Here is an 18,352-nt window from a genome sequence, read left to right on the forward strand (position 1 = left end):
TAATAACAGAAGAGACCAACGGAATTTACGGCGGCATGATGAGAAAATTGCGCCGGTAAGAAAGGAGACGAGCAGACATGGAGAGATACCTAGGAGAACAGATTCCAAAGTTGGGATTTGGTTTGATGCGTCTTCCCATGGCGGGGGAAGAAGTAGACATCGAGGAGACGAAGCAGATGGTGGATGCCTTTATGGAAAAGGGCTTTTGCTATTTTGATACAGCCTATGGCTATCTGAACGGAAAGTCAGAGGAAGCCGTGAAGACTGCACTGGTGGACCGCTATCCGAGAGATCAGTTTTTGCTGGCCACGAAACTGCCAGCCTGGGCAGGAGCAAAGACGAAGGAGGAAGCGCAGCGGATGTTCGACATTTCATTGGAACGCACGGGCGCGGGCTATTTTGACTTTTATCTTTTGCACAACCTGGGAGAGAAGAGGACCCATTTTTTTGACGACTATGATATCTGGAACTTTCTTGCCCGCAAGAAAGAAGAGGGACTGATTCGGCATTTGGGTTTCTCCTTCCACGACAAAGCAAAGCTTCTGGATGAGCTTTTGACGAAACACCCGGAGATGGAATTCGTGCAGCTACAGATTAACTACGCAGATTGGGAAGAACCCACGATAGAGTCTAGAAAATGTTATGAGGTGGCCCGTAAGCATGGGAAACCTGTGATTATTATGGAGCCGGTCAAAGGAGGAAATTTAGCTGCTCCGCCTCAGTCGGTGAGGGAGCTTTTTGAGAAGGTAAATCCCGGAGCGTCTCCATCCTCCTGGGCGATTCGATATGCAGCGTCTTTGGAGGGCATTATTACAGTTCTGTCCGGGATGTCCAATATGCAGCAGATGATGGATAACCTCTCGTATATGGAGGACTTTCATCCGCTAAATCAAGAGGAAAAGCAGACCATTGTCAGAGCGCGGGGGATTTTGGATTCTATTCCTACAGTGCCATGCACTGCCTGTGCATATTGCATGAAAGGCTGCCCACAGAATATCGCAATCTATGGAACGTTTCAGTCTGTGAATATCTATAACCTCTATGACAATCTGGAAGCAGCCAGGGGAAAATATGCTTGGCATACGGAAGGACAGGGGTTTAAAAAGCATCAGAGTGTATAGGATGTGGCCAGTGCGAGGAAGTCTGTCCGCAACATATTTCCATCCGGAAGGAACTGGAAAGAGCAGCGGAAGTTTTGGAAAGATAAATAAGAAATGATGGAGAGCCATCGGTATAGAGGAGTCATTCTTTTGCCGGTAACGAAAATGGTGGAGACCTTTACTTCCCAAACATCAGCAATCTCCTCCGGAGGGAGGCCCTTTTGGAGTTTTTTTGAATTTGATTTTTTAAGAGGAGAGATTTACCTTGTGCCAAGCCATCCTGCTGCCCTAATGAGTGTCCTTCTTCAAGTCCAAGTAGACGCCCTTTTTCCCGGGCTTACTTCCTGGGGATTGTGACCATGGGTGTTCAGAAAAATTCGCACCGCGCCGTCTGCTAGGGGAATCCCGGGAGCTTCTGGGCATCGCATCTCGAAGGTATACTGATACCGTCCTTCTCCTTTTCCGTCTGGGAAAGACAGCGAAGCAAGACGTCCCGTCCTAGAATGATTTCCAGGACTGTCTCGAGACATTTGGGATTGTCTATAACCTCCGAGAACAAAAAGCGGTCCAGCAGAGTCGAGTCTTTTAAATGTTTCAATGATTTTATAGTATTTCTCTTTTCATGATAGAGAGAAGCCTTTTCGGTGTAAAGGACAAAGTGAGGGCAAACCTATTTCCGCAATCCCTTCAACTTTGAGGATTGTGTTTTACTTTGTGCGAAGAGCATAGCTGCTTACTGCTGCCTCCTGTGCTATGAGTATCCTTGGCGAAGTGCTTCCATAATTGGGAAAGAGAAAAGGAAATGACTGATAGACGAATTTAAGAAGGGCAGCTGAAAAAGTAAAAACAATAGGGATTTTGCGGCGCAACTGCCGCGTCTTGAAATGAAATTATTGGGATATATCGTAGCACAGAGGAATTTTCTATACATGACAAAATTTAAAAGAAAATAAGTTGAAAATATTGGATAAAAATGGTATATATATCATATAAAGAATAAAATTTCAAGCGAAAGGGGATTAACGAGATGGCAGATTTAAAAGGTACAAAAACAGAAGCGAATCTGAGAACTGCGTTCGCAGGGGAGTCGGAGGCCAGAAATAAATATACTTATTATGCGTCTCAGGCGAAAAAAGATGGATATGTTCAGATCTCTAAGATTTTTGAGGAGACTGCAGCCAATGAAAAGGAACACGCAAAACTTTGGTTTAAGCTTTTAAACGGAGGAAAAGTCGGTCCGACATTGGAGAACTTAAAGGATGCCGCCGCAGGAGAGAACTATGAGTGGACGGATATGTATGCGACCTTCGCGAAAGAGGCCAGAGAAGAAGGATTTGATGACATTGCAGCGCTGTTTGAAGGAGTGGCTGCAATTGAAAAGGAGCACGAGGAGAGATACCGTAAGCTTTTGGCGAACATTGAGGGCGGCTTGGTATTTTCCAGAGACGGGGATATGATCTGGCAGTGTTCGAACTGTGGACATATTGTGATTGGCAAGCAGGCACCGGAAGTCTGCCCGGTCTGTGCTCATCCGCAGGCATATTTCCATATCAAAGCAGAGAATTATTAAAAAATGAAAGATTTGTTTGGAAGTTGCATGAGACGCTGGAAAAAGAGCTTTTCCAGGATGAATGATATTTAGGATAAAAGATATAGGCGCTGTGAAGTGGAGTAGAGATTCTTCGCTTTATAGCGCTTTTGTGTGGTAAGCTAGTTACGGTATCGCGGCGGATAGCAGCCGGAGAATATCTGATGTGTTGGATGAATTTTATAATCCTACACCGATGTTTGCACTCTAAGCAGTGAAGAGTATGAATTGACATTTGGAGGCAAAGAGTTCATGGAATGGGGAAGATCAATTTTAAGTCTGATGTTGTGTTTTGGAATGCCAAAGAGCGGCTATTGCATGGGCGCTTGGGCCAGGTCCTAGGGGTGATCTGCGATGAGGCTACCAGTGCGCTGGACGTATTCGTACAGGCAGACATTGTAGAGTTGCTGAGAAACTTGAAAAACGAGTTGAACCTGACGAGTTTATTTATTTCTCATGATTTGGGGCTAGTCCAGGCACTTTGCGACGAGACGAGTGTCATGTACCAAGGACAGATCATTGAAAAGGGGAAAGTAGAGGATATCATCGACCACTCTTGGGAGGAAGGTACGAGGAATCTGATGGATTCTGTGCAGGATATTTGAATATGACAGCTAGACTGTTTGTGCTGCGCTGTCCTGGAAAATGACATAGCTAAATAATTTCTGCTTTTTTAAGAAATTTCTTATGAAATGTATAGAAAATGGTCAAAAAATGAACACAATTTTCTCTTAAAATAAATTTATTAGATAGAAGAAAGAGAGGTGAAGATATCGGAAACCAGCACACTTTAATAAGCAGAGCCGGTAGGTCTGCTGCATTTAAACAGAGAGGAGCGATAAAAGGCTTAAAAGAGCAGCGATACATATTGATCGAGCAGTGCGCCAAATGACCCAAACGGTGCAGGCACGAGAGAGATATGAAATCGCAGACTGTGGTTCCTATACGTATGAAGAAACATAAGTGAATATGTTGCCAATTAGGATAAAATCTTAAATTTCTTTCTTTGAGAACGCCGGGACTTTACGCAGCAGTCCCGGCGGTTTTGCGTGAAAGAGTGGTCACTTTCCTATTTTGTTGAGTTCGGCTTTTCCAGATGAACCGAAGCAGGTTCTTCTGCTGGAATGTCCGAGTCTGTCTGCGTTTGAGCGGGTTCTCCAGGCAGGTTAGTTGAGTCTGTCTGTGTCGGAGCAGGTTCTTCTGCTGGAATGTCCGAGTCTGTCTGCGTCGGCGTGGGTTCTTCAGGCGAAATGGCAGGGTCTGCCCACGGGGGTACGGGTTCCTTCTGATGGTCCGTCATTTCTGGCGGTATTTCGTCTAATCTGAGTCCGCATTTAATACAGAAAATTGCGTTATCGGCCAGCTTTTCACCGCATCTGGGACAAAGACGCTCATCAGGAAGAGAAGGGGTATCCTCCTCGAGAGGTGGAAACGGATGCCCACAGTAGGCACAGAAAGCTGCGTCGATGGGACTTTCTCCTTGGCAGTCTGGACACAGACGGATACCTTGAAGGAGCTTTAAGTGTTCCTTGGCGCCACAGATTTCTTGATTCAGAACATAGATTGCCTCCATGCAGTCACGGTATTCTAGAGGTGGATTGTCCACATGGTCTTCGTAGAAACGGTGTCCAAGTTCCAGAAAGTATTTCTCTATCTCCTGTTCCTTATTATTGATCTGCATTCTTGTGGTAAAAGAATTTTTAAAAGTTCGGGTACGCTTTGAAACGCCTTTTCCCATTTTTGATATTTTATGTCCTGCTGGCAAAAACATTTCTTTGATTTCCTCCTTTAATGCTCTCCAAAATCCAGTCCATGATACGTTTTTTTCCATATATCATCACAACCTTATCTCTTCAGTATATCTTCTTATGTATGTGCCTGAGTTTCTATGCATTTTTATGTGATAGGAAAAACTTTTTTACGCTAATGTGTAAAAAATTCTTATCACGTCAACGCTTTGCTGCGGATGCGCACGTTGCAATAAGGAATTTCACCGCATAGCTGTGTTGCGGTGGCGCTCAAAGTGAGCAGCACCCCTCAAGACTGAGGGGATAGGGAATTAAAGTGGAATCGTCCATTTTATTCCTGAATTTCACACATAGATGTTTCTTCTATCTTATCATATGTAGGGAAAAAGGGAAGCCTATATTTGTCAGACTGATAAAATCCTTGTACAGTTGAAAAAGTATACACACAAACTGTGGAAACTGCAGTTTGACGCCGGACTGTATCGGCATCGGCTTGCAAGACATTTAAAAAAAGCCCTGCTGTTAGAAAGTGTCTTAAAGCACCAAAATCTATTGACAAAAAGCAGTAGTTTTCATAAACTGGAAAAGATTAGGCACGAAACATTTTGCAGAATTTTGACGGTATATTATTTGGAAAATTGGCTGTGAAAAACTGGAAGCAAAGAAATTCTGCGAGTAAATTCTGTGAGAAAGGGAGGAAAAGGCCCGTGGGTACGAATATTATTGAGTTAAAAAACATTAAAAAATGTTATGACGATATGGTAGTTGTGGAAGATTTTAATCTAGAAGTGCAAAAGGGAGAGTTTGTCACGTTTCTGGGACCCTCAGGCTGTGGAAAGACTACCACTTTGCGTATGATTGCGGGATTTGAGTTCCCTACAGAGGGGGAGATTCTGCTCAATGGGGAGGATATTAGCTATTTGCCGCCGAATCGGCGTCCTATAAATACCGTCTTCCAGAGATATGCGTTGTTTCCGCATTTAAACGTGTATGACAACGTGGCTTTTGGGCTGAACCTGAAACGCCTTCCCAAAAGTCAGATTAATGAGAAAGTCAGACAGGTGCTAGAGGTGGTAGACTTGGAAGGGTTTGAGAAAAGAAGGATATCTACGCTCTCCGGCGGACAGCAGCAGAGAATAGCCATTGCTCGTGCGATTGTGAATGAACCGGATATTCTTCTTTTGGATGAGCCTTTAGGAGCCTTAGACCTGAAGATGAGAAAAGAGATGCAGCTGGAATTGAAATCTATGCACGAGAGTTTAGGCATCACATTTATCTACGTGACCCACGATCAGGAAGAAGCGTTAACGATGTCAGATAAGGTTGTGGTCATGTCTAATGGAATGATTCAGCAGGTAGGCACGCCGGAGGAAATCTATAATGAACCAAAGAATGCGTTTGTGGCGGATTTTATTGGCGAGAGTAATATCTTTGAGGGAAAGATGACTGGGTCCATGACGGTGCGGTTTTGCGGCTGCGATTTTCCATGCGTGGACAACGTGCCAAAGGATACCCGGGTGGATGTGGTAGTGAGGCCGGAAGATGTATTGGTTACAAAGCCGGGCGAGGGGCAGATCAGTGGTATCGTGGATTCTGCAATTTTCAAGGGAATGTACTATGAAATTACTGCTCTTTCAGGGGACAATGAGGTGGTGATTCAAAGCACGAAAAATGCTCAGACAGGCAGTCAGATCGGAATGCGCATTGAGCCGGATGGAATTCACGTGATGTCAGCGGGAACTTTGATTAACGTATTTGAAGGAAACATCACAAAAGAGGGTAAAGTGGCCTTTGCAGGCGGAGAATATGACTGTGATTTGACTCAGCTGTATGGGGGTGCTTATCTGAAAGAAGGAAGTATTCTGGTAATTGCAGATGGTGAAGAATTGGATTTATCTGGTCACGAAGTGATTGTTGAAGTGCCGGTGAAGGCAGTCTCTATGAGTGACGACCCGGATGAGGGGGGTGCTTGTGGAAATATTGTTTCCTTCATATATAAAGGAAACCACTATAACTATACAGTGCGTACTAGCACAGAAGACGACTTTGTGTTGGATGAGGATGACCTCTGGAATGAGAACGACTATGTCAGTCTGGTCATACCGAGAGATGAGATTAGACTGAAATTTAAATAAGGAGGATACTGCCATGCGTAATTTGCGGTTTAATAGAAAACAGCTCTGTATCCCTTACGCGCTGTTTCTAGTCTGCTTTATCGTGGCCCCTTTGGCCGTGATTTTGTATTATGCGTTTACGGATGGAAGCGGACAGTTTACCTGGGACAATTTTATCGGCTTTTTTTCCAATGGGAATGCCATAGGAACTCTATGTTATAGTATGCTGGTTGCGGTGATAGTCACGCTGGTGTGCCTCGCCATTGCTTATCCAGTGGCTTATGTACTGGCGCGCAGCGGTCTGAAGCGGGGACATGTACTCTTGATGCTGTTCATTTTGCCTATGTGGATAAATTTTACGCTTCGTGTTACAGCTCTGAAAGAGATTTTGACATTGTTGGAGGGGAATTTGTCGTTGCATCCATTCTTAAATACAATCATTGCTATGACTTATGACTTTCTTCCATTTATGATTTTACCGCTGTACACCACACTTTTGCAGTTGGATGAGAATTTGCTGGAGGCTGCCAGAGATCTGGGGGCAGGGCCGGCGGCAGTTTTTTGCAGGGTGACGATTCCGCTGTCTATGCCGGGGATTGTCAGCGGAGTGACAATGATTTTTCTTCCGGCTATGACCAACTATGTGATTTTGGATATGGTGTATAATAGTACTTATATTATGGGCTCCTTAATTGGAAGTTATTTCAACATTTATGATTGGAATAATGGCTCCATGATTTCATTGATTCTGTTCGCAGGAATTTGTATTGTTTCGTATTTTACAGGGAAAGTGGACCAGAGTGGGATTGAAAACAGGAGGGCTATCTTATGATGAAGAAAGTGATTTCCTATACATGGTTAGTTTTGGTGGCGCTTTTTATGTATATACCTGTGGCGGTTCTAGCTGTCTATAGCTTTACAGAATCGACGACGATAGGTGCGGTTCGAGGCTTTTCCTTGAAGAACTATGTGACCTTGTTTACGATGTCTGATCTGAGAGACATGATTATCGGAACTTTTGTACTGGCTGTCGGAGCGGCTGTGCTGGCTACGATTTTGGGAACTCTAGGAGCGATCGGTTCTTTTTATTCCAGACCATTTTCCAGGACTCTTTTGGAGACGGCGAATCGTATTCCTGTAGTCAACGCCGAGGTGGTGACAGCGTTTGCTATCTGTATACTTTTGATTGTCGTTCTGGGAATTGATAAGCGTACATTCGTTCCACTGGTGATCGGACATATGGTGCTGTGTACTCCGTTCGTCTACCTGTCTGTGATGCCGAAGCTAAAGCAGATGGATAACGGGCTGTATGAAGCGGCCATGGATTTGGGAGCTACGCCGTTTCAGGCGCTGCGCAAGGTGGTGATTCCACAGATCATCCCAGGTATCATTTCGGGATTTATGTTGTCTATCACGCTTTCTCTGGATGATTATTTCATTACTACTTATACGAAGCCGGCGACTTTTGACACGATCAGTACCTATGTGGTCAATGCCACCAGAGGGGCACAGACACAGATCAAGACAGCGCTATGGGCGTTATCTACAGTGATCTTTGTGGTCGTGGTTCTGGCTGTGGTATTGATGAATCTGGTGGTATCCAGAAGAAAGGACAGTCAGGAGGTAGGTGCGGTACATGAGAAGGAGAGATAGAAAAAGAACGGTCATAAAAAGAGTGACGGTTGGTCTGTTGGGGATTTCTTTGCTTCCGCTTACCCCTGTGGCAGTCTCCCAGGCGGCTGAGAATGGGAAGAAAACTCCGGATAAGATTGTGCTGCGCGTCGCTAACTGGGAGGAATACATCGACGAAGGTGGATGGGATGAAGCGATTGAGTTGGAAGATGAGAATCATTCGGTGATTCTAGGAGAGAATTCCATCGTAGAAGACTTTGAGCAGTGGTATTGGGCGACTTATGGAGTCCAGGTGGAAGTGGAGTACTCCACCTATGGGAATAATGAAGACCTTTATAACCAGCTTACCTTAGGCAATACTATGGATTTAATCTGCCCTTCTGAGTATATGTTTATGAAGTTGATTTCCGAGGACAGATTGCAGCCTCTGTCTGAAAATTTTTTTGATACAGGGGAAGAAAATAATTACTATATTCGCGGAGTATCCGGCTATATTAAGAATATTTTTGATGAAAATACCATAGAAGGACAACCTTGGAGTAAGTTTGCGGCAGGGTATATGTGGGGAACGACAGGAATTGTCTATAATCCCCAGGTGATTTCTGAGGAAGAGGCTTCCCACTGGAAACTGTTAAAAGATCCGAAATATAAAGGGCAGGTTACGATTAAGGACAATGTGAGGGATAGTTATTTTGCGGCTCTGGGAATACTGAATGAGGAAGAGTTGCTCCAAGATAAGCTGGTGAAGTCTGCGCAGCGGCAACAGATGATGGCCAAGATCATGAACCGGACTGATGACCAGACTGTGGAGGCGGCGGAGGATACCTTAAAAGAGATTAAGAAGAACGCCTACTCTTTCGAATCCGACAGTGGAAAATCGGATATGGTGACGGGAAAAGTCCTGGCGAATTATCAGTGGTCTGGCGATGCGGTCTATACCATGGACCAGGCGGATGTGGATGACTATACTCTGTGTTACGCGGTTCCAGAAGAATGTACGAACATATGGTTCGACGGATGGGTCATGCTAAAGGATGGCATTAAGGGAGACCCTGAAAAGCAACAGGCGGCGGAGGCTTTTATTAATTTCATTTCTCGTCCTGACAACGTAGTGCGGAATATGGACTATATTGGCTATACGTCAGTGATAGCGGGAGGAGATTCAGATCTTATTTTCTCCTATGCAGACTGGTGTTATGGAACGGAAGAGGAAGAGGGGACCGTGGAATATCCGGTTGGATTTTTCTTCAGTGGTGACAATTCAGATCAGGATTATATTATCACTGCGGATGCACAGCAGACGAACCGGCAGCTTTATGCTCAGTATCCACCTCAGGACGTGTTGGAACGAACCGTGGTTATGCAGTATTTTGATCGGGAGAACAATGACAAAATTAACCAGATGTGGGTGAATGTACGCTGCTTTGATTTGACTTCTCTGACGTTCGCTGACTGGGGAAAGATTATTTTTGTGGCAGTAGCGGTGATTGTGGGAATTGTCATTTTTCACAGAAGAGATGATGTTTTCCGGAAGAGAAGATAGAAATGCGGAAAAGCTGCTTTTCTGGGAGGAAAGGAATGATAGATGGAATGAGAGAGAGCTTTTTTGTGGCAGCCTTATCTGTAGGCTGCGGAGGCTTTGTGGGTTCTGTGTTCAGATATTGTCTGAGTCTGATTCAAGTGAGGTGGGAGTTCCCCATGATGACGTTTGTTACGAATATTCTCGGTGCGGTGCTGATTGGGATGATTGCTCAGGCGGCGTTGGTGTTTATCTCAATGCCGCCGAATTTTTTGCTTTTTATGAAGACTGGTGTCTGCGGAGGATTTACGACATTTTCTACGTTTTCTTTGGAGTCGGTTACACTGATTGAAAATCATCAGATTAGGACGGCTGTGCTCTATATAGCTTTGAGTATTCTCTGCTGTGTGGTTGGGGTTCTGTTGGGAAAATGGATAGGGATGAAAGTATTCTCCTGAGTGTCAAGAGAAATTTAAAAATCTTTATGCAATCTTAATAGTCTAATGAGAATCCTAATCAGATTTTAACTGAGAATATGATATTCTAATGAAAAATTAATAGAGCTCAGGTGGGAGACATGTTTTTTAATAAAACAAAAATACAGCCGGGACAGATCATCATCGTGGGATTTGCCGGCACGATTTTAATCGGAGCGTTGTTGCTGATGCTGCCTTTTGCGACGAAAGATGGGAGGGGAGCGGAATTTATCGACGCTCTTTTTACTGCCACATCTGCAACCTGCGTGACGGGATTGGTTGTCTTTGATACGTTTACTTATTGGAGTGTGTTTGGCCAGGTGATTATTCTCCTGCTGATTCAAGTGGGCGGTATGGGAGTCGTCACTATGGCGATCACTATATTTATAGTTACGGGCAGAAAGATTGGTCTAAATCAACGCTTTTTGATGCAGGAATCTATTTCTGCACCTCAGATGGGAGGAATCGTCAGGCTGACAGGATTTATCATTAAATCGACGATTCTGATGGAAAGCGTGGGAGCAATTTTGCTGGCTATTAGATTTTGTCCGCAGATGGGGCTGGGCAAGGGGCTTTGGTTTGCGGTCTTTCATTCTATCACGGCTTTTTGTAATGCAGGATTTGATTTGATGGGAGAAAAGGGGGAATTTTCTTCTCTGACTCATTACGAAGCGGACCCTATTGTAAATCTCACGATTATGTTGTTGATTATCATCGGAGGTATTGGATTTTTTGTCTGGGATGATCTAAGAAAGAATAAATTGAGATTTCGGTATTACCGATTGCAGACGAAACTTGTTCTGGTTACGACAGCTTGCCTCTTGATACTTCCGGCAGTCTATTTTTTCTTTGCCGAATTTGGTAAGTCTGTCTGGGGATTTTCATCGTTGTCTGAGCGGATATGGGCTTCAGTTTTTCAATCTGTTACGCCTCGAACTGCAGGCTTTAATACGGTAGATTTGACGCTGGCAGCGGAACCCACGGTTTTTCTGATTATCGTACTCATGGTAATCGGTGGTTCGCCGGGGTCTACGGCGGGTGGATTTAAGACTACGACGCTGGCGACGGCGATTCTGTGTATCCGTTCGGTGTTTCGTAAACAGGACCATATACAATGTTTTGGCAGGAGGCTTCCTTCTGAGATTATCAGGCATACGACGGCTCTTTGTACTCTGTATCTGATTTTGTTCTTGACGGGAGGAGTGCTGATCTGTTCCTTGGAGGATATACCACTTCTGACAGCTTTGTTTGAGACGGCGTCCGCTATCGGAACGGTGGGGCTGACGCTGGGGATAACTCCGGAGTTGGGGGATGCCTCACATATAATTTTGATACTGCTGATGTATTTTGGACGCGTGGGCGGTCTTACAATGATATACGCGCTGCATGGAGATCAGGTTCCAGTGATGGCTCAGATGCCTAAGGAGAAGATCACAGTAGGCTAAAAAGAGGAGAGAACATTATGAAATCTATATTGCTGGTTGGTTTGGGCCGATTCGGACGACATATGGCGATTAAGTTTAGAGAATTAAGACATGAAGTGTTTGCTATTGACTGGAATGAGGAGCGGGTCAATGAATGTCTGCAATATGTGACAAACGCGCAGATTGGGGACAGCACCAATGAACAGTTTATTGCGTCCTTGGGTGTGAGGAATTTTGATCTTTGCATCGTCACGATCGGTGATAATTTCCAAAGCTCTCTAGAAACTACGGCTCTCCTAAAAGAGATGGGTGGTCGTTTTGTGATTGCCAGGGCCAGCCGGGACGTTCATGCGAAGTTCCTGCTGCGCAACGGAGCTGACGACGTGATTTATCCAGAGCGGCAGATGGCTACCTGGGCGGCAGTACGCTACAGCTCAGACCATGTATTCGACTATGTTGAGCTGACAAAAGAGTATTCGATCTATGAGACTACAGTTCCAACTGCGTGGATTGGAAAGTCGATTTTGGAGTTGGAAGTAAGGCAGCGCTATCAAGTCAATATTCTGGCGACGAAGCATGACGGACAACTGGATTCCTTGCCGGGGCCGGACCACGTGTTCCGGGAATCGGAGAGACTATTTGTCATGGGAAACAACAAACATCTGGCAAAGTTTTTGAGAATCAACTGAAAATGTGAAGATATGGAAGCCCTCACTGCAAAGAGGGCTTTCTTTTTTTGAGCGATAGACCCGGCAAGCGGTGCTGCGTGCTGACGGGGATAATTATTTATAAAAAGTTGATATTTTTTGTAACAAGACGAAGAGAATGCGGATATATATGGGGAAGGAGGTGAGGGAATGCTGGATATGGATGTCGTCTATCAAAGACATGCGGAAATGGTGTTTCGTTTTTTGATGACACTGTGCAGGGATGAGGATACGGCAGAGGAGCTGACTCAGGAGACTTTCTATCAGGCAGTGAGAAGCTCGAAAAAATATGACGGAAGCTGCAAGGTCTCCACCTGGCTCTGTCAGATTGCGAAGCATCTGTGGTTTCGAGAGCTGGACAGAAGGAGGAAGAAGACAAGCCTGCCGCTTCAGGAAGAGATGGTATCCCAAAATTCTGCGTTGGAGGAAAGAGTCTGTATCCAGGAAGAAAAGATGGAGGTATTTCGGAGAGTACACATTTTGGATGAGACCTCCAAGGAGGTTCTCCTGCTTCGGATAACCGGAAGCTTTTCTTTCAGGGAGATTGGTGAGATATTTGGAAAAAATGAGAACTGGGCGCGGGTTACATTCTACCGGGCCAAACAAAAAATAGCGAAGGGAGAGAAGAAAAATGAAATGTGAGATTATACGGGATTTGCTGCCGAATTACCTGGACGGGCTGACTAGCCAGGCCAGCAATGAAGCCATAGAGGAACACCTGGAAACCTGTGCGGAGTGCAGGAGATGCCTGGACTCCATGCGGGAAGAGCTTGTTCTGTCAGAGGAGAAGATAAAGGTCCGGAAAAAGGAACTGCGCCCTTTTCGAAAGGCCCACAGAGCTGTGTGGAGGGCAGCCGCAGTCACGGCACTGGTCTGTGTCCTTTTGTGGGCAGGCTATACTTATTATTTTGAGCGCACATGGACTGTTGACTCTGAGGATGTGAAAGTAACCTGGGAGAAGAGCGGAGGAGTGGTCACTTTAAGTTTTCAGCCAGACAGAGAAGGCATATATATCAATGCGGTGCGAACCTCCCACAATCCAGATGTAGTGGAAGTGAAGGCACGGCATGTGAATCCGCTGGGGGATAAGCATCACCGGAACGGCTATTGCGGATACACCTTTGTGGATGAAGATACGATTCTGGATGAGGGTACGGGAGCACCGCTGCAGCTGACTGGGGAGGAGGTTTTGACGGTCAAATTTGAGGATAAGACAGAGAAGATTCCCGTGGCTGCCCTCTATGATGGGACAGGACTTAATTTCAGCCCCAAATAGAGGATTACCGCATCTTCAAAATCCCGGGGATTAAGCCCTGTGACCTTCCGTATCCGGTTTAAGCGGTACTGCAGAGTATTCTTGTGAAGGTAGAGCCGCTCACAGACTGCCACAAGGGACATATTTTCCTCATAGTATACCAGCAGCAGCTCTCTATCCTCGCTGCTGAGGTGGGAGACAGTCCTGGAAAAGTACTCCTGCTGAAGGTCGGAGCTTACGTCGGACAGCAGCAGTTCCAGGTAGAGCTGGTCAAAAAAAACACAAGAGCTTCCGGACAGCTGGGCGCTTTTCAGAGCAATCTGGCAGGTCTGATAGGAATGCATGAGCTGCTGCGGAGAGGTGCATTTTCCAATACCCATGCAGAGGCTGCCTTTGTGCTTTTCCCCAAAATGGGACAGGGTTTCCCGGCAGTTAGTCAGCTTAGGTTCCGGCAGTATGGCCAAATATTCTCTGGGATACTGGAAACAGTAAAGCGTCAGTTCAAGACTGCGGAATAGGTGATAAATCTCAGGTTCCACGGCCGGGATACCCGTCTGGGGAAACTGATGGCCAAGCTGTATCAAGAGAATGCGTGAAGGGGTTTGAAGTTCCAAGTTCAAATCTGACGGCAGAGTTTCGAGATCTTCTGGAGTGATGGGGGCACCTTTTAACAGCTTCTGAATCAGATAACCTCTTTTTTGTTCCAAATCTCTAAGGTGTAGGTTTCCCTCGCTCTCACAGACCAGAAGACGAGTGATTCTCTCAGCTAAATGGGCATATTTGGAGACTTCCTTGGGATCTCCGCTGATTCCGATAATAGCTAGAAGTTCTCCATTGTGATAAACTGGAAGATTAATTCCAGCTTTCGTGCCAGGATAGAGGCTATCCTGAGGAATCTCCATGAGGGTACCGCTCTGAGCTGCACGTCTTCCAATCTCATGGTAGGTTCCTATCCGGCTGGAATCTGTGCTGGCGATGATCTCGCCGTCAGGGGTGATAAAGTTTATATTTTTTTCGCAGACATCACTGACTGCGTCTACAATCTGTGAGGCCAGAGGCCGGCTGATTGGGTATGACATAATTTCCTCCATTTTAGGGATAGATAAATTTAAGACTAAAAAAACTCTGTGAGATAAATCATCCGTATTATATCATAAATTTTGTTATTGAGAACAAATTTAAATGAAAAATTTATGTAAAGTATGTTACATAGAATATACTTTTCTCTTGGGATTTTTGATAAAATACAGAAAAAGTTGTATGAGCGGAGGGGTGTTATGAAGATTGTCACAGTGATTGATTCTTTTAAGGGAAGTTTAAGTTCGATGGAAGCGGGGCGGGCAGCTACTGAAGGGATTCGTCGGGTAGACCCACAGGCGGAGGTACTGGTGCGGCCTTTGGCGGACGGAGGAGAAGGTACGGTTCAGGCCCTGGTGGAAGGTATGGGTGGCAAGCTCTGTCAGGTGACAGTGACGGGCCCGTTGGGAAAAACGGTGAACTGTGAATATGGAATTTTGGAGAAGTCTAAAACTGCAATTTTGGAGATGTCTGCGGCGGCAGGCATCACCCTGGTTCCCAGAGAACAGTTGGACCCCATGAAGGCTACCACTTACGGGGTGGGAGAGATGATTAAAGATGCCATCTTAAAAGGCTGCCGCAGGTTCATTGTGGGTATCGGCGGCAGCGCCACCAATGACGGAGGTGTGGGAATGCTTCAGGCTTTAGGATATGGCTTTCTGGATAGTCAGGGGCAACCGGTAGCTAGGGGAGCTCAGGGATTGAGAGATTTGGTGAAGATCTCTGATGAGGGAGTTTTGCCTCAGTTAAGAGAGTGTGAGTTTCACATTGCTTGTGATGTGACCAATCCCCTGTGTGGAGAGAAGGGATGCAGTGCGGTATTTGGGCCTCAAAAAGGAGCTACGCCCAAAATGATCGACCAGATGGATGAGTGGATGGGAAATTATGCTAAGATTACGGAGAGTGTTTTTCCAGGAGCGGACCCTAACACGGCTGGTTCAGGAGCAGCTGGTGGGCTGGGGTTTGCTTTTCTGGCGTTTACTCCGGCGGTCTTAGAATCTGGGATACAGATTGTATTAAGAGAACTGAAACTGGAGCAGGATATTGCGCAGGCTGATTTGGTGATCACTGGAGAAGGGCGATTGGATGAGCAGACTGCCATGGGAAAAGCTCCTATAGGTGTGGCACGTCTGGCAAAAAAATACGGAAAACCTGTGATTGGATTTGGCGGAAGTGTGACAGACGGGGCTAGAGCCTGCAATCAAAATGGAATCGATGCGTATTTTCCAATTCTGCGTTCGATTGTGACTTTAGAGGAAGCCATGGACACAAAGCAGGCTTATAGAAATCTGGCAGATACAGCAGAGCAGGTATTTAGACTTTTCACTCTGTGATGTGACAGTATCAGTTCAGTCATACGGTGTACGGGAAGTATGAAACGTACTTATATGTTTTTGCGAATGGACATCTACATGAGTTGAACTATTACATGTGACATAACAAAAAAGGTCAAGGGTACTTGACAAAGATGGAGATTGTGGTATGATAGTCCCAAATTTTAAGGACGGGGATGCCATGAATTGGGAAACAGAAATGTTGATCAGCGGGAATGCGTACAAGAGAGTGTATGAGAAGCGTCTGGAAGGCCTTAAATCGAAATATGGCTTGAAAAGAATTGATCTGGATATTTTGTATTTTCTTTGCCGGTACAGACAGAGGAATACTTCAAAGGAGATTACGGAGCAGAATCAGTACACGAAAGGGCATGTATCGCAGTCTATTGAGCGGTTAGTCAAAAAAGGGCTGGTGCGGACTATGCCTGATGAGGCTGACCGGCGATGTCTGAGGATTATTCCAGAGGAAAGCGCGGAGGCAGTTTACGCCAAAATGCACCAAGTGAGAGAGCAGATGTTTGGGGATATTTTTCGGGGGATTTCCCAGAAAGATATAGGAGCCTTTGAGAGAGTCTCTCAGAAAGTTTATGAAAATATGCACGAGGAAGTTTAAACTTCCTCGTGCATTTTTTGCGCGATAAGCCCGGCAAACGGTGCTGCGTGCCAGTGACACGTGTTTAGCACGGACAGGGCGATGGACAAGACAACGTTGTGTTGATTTTTATCTGAAAAAAGTATACAATAGTATTAAAGTGGAGTAAGTCAATGATCAAGACAGTGTTAGGAGGTTAGAGAGGCGAATATAGATGATGTAGCAGAATGACAAAAAAGGATGATGGAGGATTAATATGGAAAATTGTACTATATATTATGATGATATGAATAGACATTGTCGACAGTATGCGGAAAGTTTGAGCAGTCATCCAAATGTGGTCTGCAAAAAAATGTCGGATTATAAAGAGACCTCGCATATCTATGAAGCTAACAGAGCTGTAGGGTTTATTTATCACAGCGGATATGGACAGATTTCCTATGAATTGAATCATATCATATGGAGAATCGTACTTCCAAAAGATAGTTATATTTTTCTGTTGGTAGCTGATGGCGGAAGAGAGATGGATGCGATCAGACTTGTGGCTAAAGAATTGGAGCATCGGGGACACCAGGTTACAAATATTTACTCGGAGTATTTCTTTGACAGGTACCATGTGGTAGACAGGGCTCAGAAGATTTTGACAGACATGGAGAAAGGAGAATCAATCTGGCAGAAAGAACAGGAACGCTTGAAGAAGATGGACAGAAAAGAACTCCGCCATCATCTGAAAGAAAATATGAAGAATTATCGTTCCTATAAAAAACGAAAAAAGAACAGGAAATAGTCTAAGACAGGGAGCGTTCTTTGAGAACGCTCCTTTCTGAACTTGTGTAATAGGAAAGACCTTGTCACGCTAATGCGTGAAAGTCCTTTCCTATTACACAAACGCTCCGCTAAGGATGCGCACGCCGCAATAAGGTAGTGAACCGCAAGGCGGTATTGCGACGACGCGCAAAGTGGGGCAGAGCCCTTCAAGATTGAGGGGATGGGGGAAGTTGAAGTGGGCTTGCCCACTTTGTTTTGTAATAGGAAAGATCTTGTCACGCTAATGCGTGAAAGTCCTTTCCTATTACACAAACGCTCCGCTAGGGATGCGCACGCCGCAATAAGGTAGTGAACCGCAAGGCGGTATTGCGACGACGCGCAAAGTGGGGCAGAGCCCTTCAAGATTGAGGGGATGGGGGAAGTTGAAGTGGGCTTGCCCACTTTGTTTTGATTCTGTGAGACGGGGATGAAAGAAGGACATGAAAAGTTGGTCCGTAACAGAGGAGTATTATGAAAAGAGTTGGTATTATATCGGACACACATGACGTGTTGCGCTGTGAGGTAAAAGAGATTTTAAAGGGTTGTGATGCTGTGATTCATGGTGGAGATATCACGACGGAGGAGGTACTGGAAGAAATACGTCGTCTGGGTAATGTGTATGTGGTGCGCGGCAACAATGATTGGCGGTTCCGCGAAAAATTGCAGAAATCTCTGCGGTTTGAGATTGAGGGGGTACGTTTTTTTCTAACTCATGACAAAAGGGACGTATCGCGGAGACTGGAAGATGTGGATGTTGTGATTTTTGGACACAGCCATAAATATTATCAGGAGACCATAGACGGGCGACTCTGGCTGAATCCAGGAGCCTGCGGGAGACCGAGGTTTGGCTTGGGTTTGACGATGGCAGTGATGGAAATTGAGGAAGGACAGTTCCAGGTGGAGAAGATTTCCCTGGACAGTGTGAAAAAGAGACTTTTTGAAGACCCGAGGAAGGGGATACTGCGATAAATGGGAGATA

The 18,352-nt window shown here is 45.3% G+C and carries 20 protein-coding genes; 17 read left to right on the forward strand and 3 right to left on the reverse strand.

The genetic code is table 11. The annotated features are described in order from the left end of the window. Positions 1-77: 77 nt before the first annotated feature. A complete protein-coding gene (locus BLHYD_RS01100; RefSeq protein ID WP_005947923.1) occupies positions 78-1,121 on the forward strand; it encodes an aldo/keto reductase in 1,044 nt (347 codons plus the stop codon). Further along, the gene (locus tag BLHYD_RS17270; protein ID WP_330361132.1) at positions 1,118-1,207 is read left to right on the forward strand and encodes a 4Fe-4S binding protein; all 90 of its coding nucleotides are present in this window, start codon (positions 1,118-1,120) and stop codon (positions 1,205-1,207) included. The genes BLHYD_RS01100 and BLHYD_RS17270 overlap by 4 nt, the downstream gene beginning before the upstream one ends. Positions 1,208-1,405: 198 nt before the next feature. On the opposite strand, the gene BLHYD_RS01105 is transcribed toward BLHYD_RS17270, so the two are convergent. Beyond that, positions 1,406-1,630, reverse strand: a complete 225-nt coding sequence (locus BLHYD_RS01105) for a hypothetical protein (RefSeq protein ID WP_040350478.1) — start codon at positions 1,628-1,630, stop codon at positions 1,406-1,408. A 497-nt stretch (positions 1,631-2,127) separates the two neighbouring features. On the opposite strand from BLHYD_RS01105, the gene rbr reads away from it, so the two are divergent. Both rbr and BLHYD_RS01115 read left to right on the forward strand, forming a co-directional pair. Next, a complete protein-coding gene (gene rbr / locus BLHYD_RS01110; RefSeq protein WP_005947927.1) occupies positions 2,128-2,670 on the forward strand; it encodes a rubrerythrin in 543 nt (180 codons plus the stop codon). Positions 2,671-2,945: 275 nt separating this feature from the next. Continuing rightward, positions 2,946-3,293, forward strand: coding sequence for a hypothetical protein (locus BLHYD_RS01115; protein WP_005947928.1), 348 nt, complete (start codon positions 2,946-2,948; stop codon positions 3,291-3,293). Between the two features lie 464 nt (positions 3,294-3,757). Here BLHYD_RS01115 and BLHYD_RS01120 read toward each other — a convergent pair whose 3' ends face one another. Continuing rightward, the gene (locus tag BLHYD_RS01120) at positions 3,758-4,519 is read right to left on the reverse strand and encodes a zinc ribbon domain-containing protein (protein ID WP_005947930.1); all 762 of its coding nucleotides are present in this window, start codon (positions 4,517-4,519) and stop codon (positions 3,758-3,760) included. 624 nt (positions 4,520-5,143) lie between these two features. Here BLHYD_RS01120 and BLHYD_RS01125 point away from each other — a divergent pair. The 9 genes from BLHYD_RS01125 to BLHYD_RS01165 all read left to right on the forward strand — a co-directional run bounded on the left by BLHYD_RS01125 (position 5,144) and on the right by BLHYD_RS01165 (position 13,584). Further along, the gene (locus tag BLHYD_RS01125; protein ID WP_021845277.1) at positions 5,144-6,571 is read left to right on the forward strand and encodes an ABC transporter ATP-binding protein; all 1,428 of its coding nucleotides are present in this window, start codon (positions 5,144-5,146) and stop codon (positions 6,569-6,571) included. A gap of 13 nt (positions 6,572-6,584) precedes the next feature. After that, the gene (locus BLHYD_RS01130; RefSeq protein WP_005947933.1) at positions 6,585-7,382 is read left to right on the forward strand and encodes an ABC transporter permease; all 798 of its coding nucleotides are present in this window, start codon (positions 6,585-6,587) and stop codon (positions 7,380-7,382) included. Beyond that, positions 7,379-8,203 (forward strand): ABC transporter permease, encoded by an 825-nt coding sequence (locus tag BLHYD_RS01135; RefSeq protein ID WP_005947935.1) that lies wholly within the window; start codon positions 7,379-7,381, stop codon positions 8,201-8,203. The genes BLHYD_RS01130 and BLHYD_RS01135 overlap by 4 nt, the downstream gene beginning before the upstream one ends. Next, a complete protein-coding gene (locus BLHYD_RS01140; RefSeq protein ID WP_005947937.1) occupies positions 8,187-9,725 on the forward strand; it encodes an extracellular solute-binding protein in 1,539 nt (512 codons plus the stop codon). The genes BLHYD_RS01135 and BLHYD_RS01140 overlap by 17 nt, the downstream gene beginning before the upstream one ends. 35 nt (positions 9,726-9,760) lie before the next feature. Beyond that, positions 9,761-10,159: a fluoride efflux transporter CrcB gene (gene crcB / locus BLHYD_RS01145; protein WP_005947939.1), complete on the forward strand. Its 399-nt coding sequence runs from the start codon at positions 9,761-9,763 to the stop codon at positions 10,157-10,159. A 119-nt stretch (positions 10,160-10,278) separates the two neighbouring features. Then, positions 10,279-11,622 (forward strand): TrkH family potassium uptake protein, encoded by a 1,344-nt coding sequence (locus BLHYD_RS01150; protein WP_005947941.1) that lies wholly within the window; start codon positions 10,279-10,281, stop codon positions 11,620-11,622. Between the two features lie 17 nt (positions 11,623-11,639). Next, positions 11,640-12,290 carry a potassium channel family protein gene (locus tag BLHYD_RS01155; protein ID WP_005947944.1) on the forward strand — a complete coding sequence of 217 codons (651 nt, stop codon included), beginning with the start codon at positions 11,640-11,642 and terminating at the stop codon, positions 12,288-12,290. Between the two features lie 168 nt (positions 12,291-12,458). Beyond that, complete coding sequence (locus tag BLHYD_RS01160; RefSeq protein WP_005947946.1) at positions 12,459-12,950, forward strand: RNA polymerase sigma factor; 492 nt, start codon at positions 12,459-12,461, stop codon at positions 12,948-12,950. Further along, the gene (locus BLHYD_RS01165) at positions 12,940-13,584 is read left to right on the forward strand and encodes an anti-sigma factor family protein (RefSeq protein ID WP_005947948.1); all 645 of its coding nucleotides are present in this window, start codon (positions 12,940-12,942) and stop codon (positions 13,582-13,584) included. Before BLHYD_RS01160 ends, BLHYD_RS01165 begins: the two co-directional genes overlap by 11 nt. Here BLHYD_RS01165 and BLHYD_RS01170 read toward each other — a convergent pair. After that, positions 13,548-14,642: a CdaR family transcriptional regulator gene (locus BLHYD_RS01170; RefSeq protein WP_040350480.1), complete on the reverse strand. Its 1,095-nt coding sequence runs from the start codon at positions 14,640-14,642 to the stop codon at positions 13,548-13,550. The genes BLHYD_RS01165 and BLHYD_RS01170 overlap by 37 nt on opposite strands. Before the next feature lie 198 nt (positions 14,643-14,840). On the opposite strand from BLHYD_RS01170, the gene BLHYD_RS01175 reads away from it, so the two are divergent. From BLHYD_RS01175 to BLHYD_RS01190, 4 genes are all read left to right on the forward strand, one after another. Continuing rightward, positions 14,841-15,974, forward strand: coding sequence for a glycerate kinase family protein (locus BLHYD_RS01175; protein WP_040350481.1), 1,134 nt, complete (start codon positions 14,841-14,843; stop codon positions 15,972-15,974). A 148-nt stretch (positions 15,975-16,122) separates the two neighbouring features. Continuing rightward, positions 16,123-16,587, forward strand: coding sequence for a MarR family winged helix-turn-helix transcriptional regulator (locus tag BLHYD_RS01180; RefSeq protein ID WP_005947956.1), 465 nt, complete (start codon positions 16,123-16,125; stop codon positions 16,585-16,587). A 235-nt stretch (positions 16,588-16,822) separates the two neighbouring features. Then, positions 16,823-17,353, forward strand: a complete 531-nt coding sequence (locus tag BLHYD_RS01185; RefSeq protein ID WP_021845271.1) for a hypothetical protein — start codon at positions 16,823-16,825, stop codon at positions 17,351-17,353. A 491-nt stretch (positions 17,354-17,844) separates the two neighbouring features. Further along, positions 17,845-18,342 (forward strand): metallophosphoesterase family protein, encoded by a 498-nt coding sequence (locus BLHYD_RS01190; RefSeq protein ID WP_005947960.1) that lies wholly within the window; start codon positions 17,845-17,847, stop codon positions 18,340-18,342. Positions 18,343-18,352 lie beyond the last annotated feature (10 nt).

The sequence above is a fragment of the Blautia hydrogenotrophica DSM 10507 genome, assembly GCF_034356035.1.
In the GTDB taxonomy this organism is placed as follows: domain Bacteria; phylum Bacillota; class Clostridia; order Lachnospirales; family Lachnospiraceae; genus Blautia_A; species Blautia_A hydrogenotrophica.

Excerpts from the sequence above, each read along its gene's own strand:
- BLHYD_RS01100 (WP_005947923.1), top strand. The coding sequence starts at position 78 with ATGGAGAGATACCTAGGAGAACAGATTCCAAAGTTGGGATTTGGTTTG.
- BLHYD_RS01105 (WP_040350478.1), bottom strand. The coding sequence starts at position 1,630 with ATGTCTCGAGACAGTCCTGGAAATCATTCTAGGACGGGACGTCTTGCT.
- rbr (WP_005947927.1), top strand. The coding sequence starts at position 2,128 with ATGGCAGATTTAAAAGGTACAAAAACAGAAGCGAATCTGAGAACTGCG.
- BLHYD_RS01115 (WP_005947928.1), top strand. The coding sequence starts at position 2,946 with ATGGGGAAGATCAATTTTAAGTCTGATGTTGTGTTTTGGAATGCCAAA.
- BLHYD_RS01120 (WP_005947930.1), bottom strand. The coding sequence starts at position 4,519 with ATGGAAAAAAACGTATCATGGACTGGATTTTGGAGAGCATTAAAGGAG.
- BLHYD_RS01130 (WP_005947933.1), top strand. The coding sequence starts at position 6,585 with ATGCGTAATTTGCGGTTTAATAGAAAACAGCTCTGTATCCCTTACGCG.
- BLHYD_RS01135 (WP_005947935.1), top strand. The coding sequence starts at position 7,379 with ATGATGAAGAAAGTGATTTCCTATACATGGTTAGTTTTGGTGGCGCTT.
- BLHYD_RS01140 (WP_005947937.1), top strand. The coding sequence starts at position 8,187 with ATGAGAAGGAGAGATAGAAAAAGAACGGTCATAAAAAGAGTGACGGTT.
- crcB (WP_005947939.1), top strand. The coding sequence starts at position 9,761 with ATGATAGATGGAATGAGAGAGAGCTTTTTTGTGGCAGCCTTATCTGTA.
- BLHYD_RS01150 (WP_005947941.1), top strand. The coding sequence starts at position 10,279 with ATGTTTTTTAATAAAACAAAAATACAGCCGGGACAGATCATCATCGTG.
- BLHYD_RS01155 (WP_005947944.1), top strand. The coding sequence starts at position 11,640 with ATGAAATCTATATTGCTGGTTGGTTTGGGCCGATTCGGACGACATATG.
- BLHYD_RS01160 (WP_005947946.1), top strand. The coding sequence starts at position 12,459 with ATGCTGGATATGGATGTCGTCTATCAAAGACATGCGGAAATGGTGTTT.
- BLHYD_RS01165 (WP_005947948.1), top strand. The coding sequence starts at position 12,940 with ATGAAATGTGAGATTATACGGGATTTGCTGCCGAATTACCTGGACGGG.
- BLHYD_RS01170 (WP_040350480.1), bottom strand. The coding sequence starts at position 14,642 with ATGTCATACCCAATCAGCCGGCCTCTGGCCTCACAGATTGTAGACGCA.
- BLHYD_RS01175 (WP_040350481.1), top strand. The coding sequence starts at position 14,841 with ATGAAGATTGTCACAGTGATTGATTCTTTTAAGGGAAGTTTAAGTTCG.
- BLHYD_RS01180 (WP_005947956.1), top strand. The coding sequence starts at position 16,123 with ATGATAGTCCCAAATTTTAAGGACGGGGATGCCATGAATTGGGAAACA.
- BLHYD_RS01185 (WP_021845271.1), top strand. The coding sequence starts at position 16,823 with ATGGAAAATTGTACTATATATTATGATGATATGAATAGACATTGTCGA.
- BLHYD_RS01190 (WP_005947960.1), top strand. The coding sequence starts at position 17,845 with ATGAAAAGAGTTGGTATTATATCGGACACACATGACGTGTTGCGCTGT.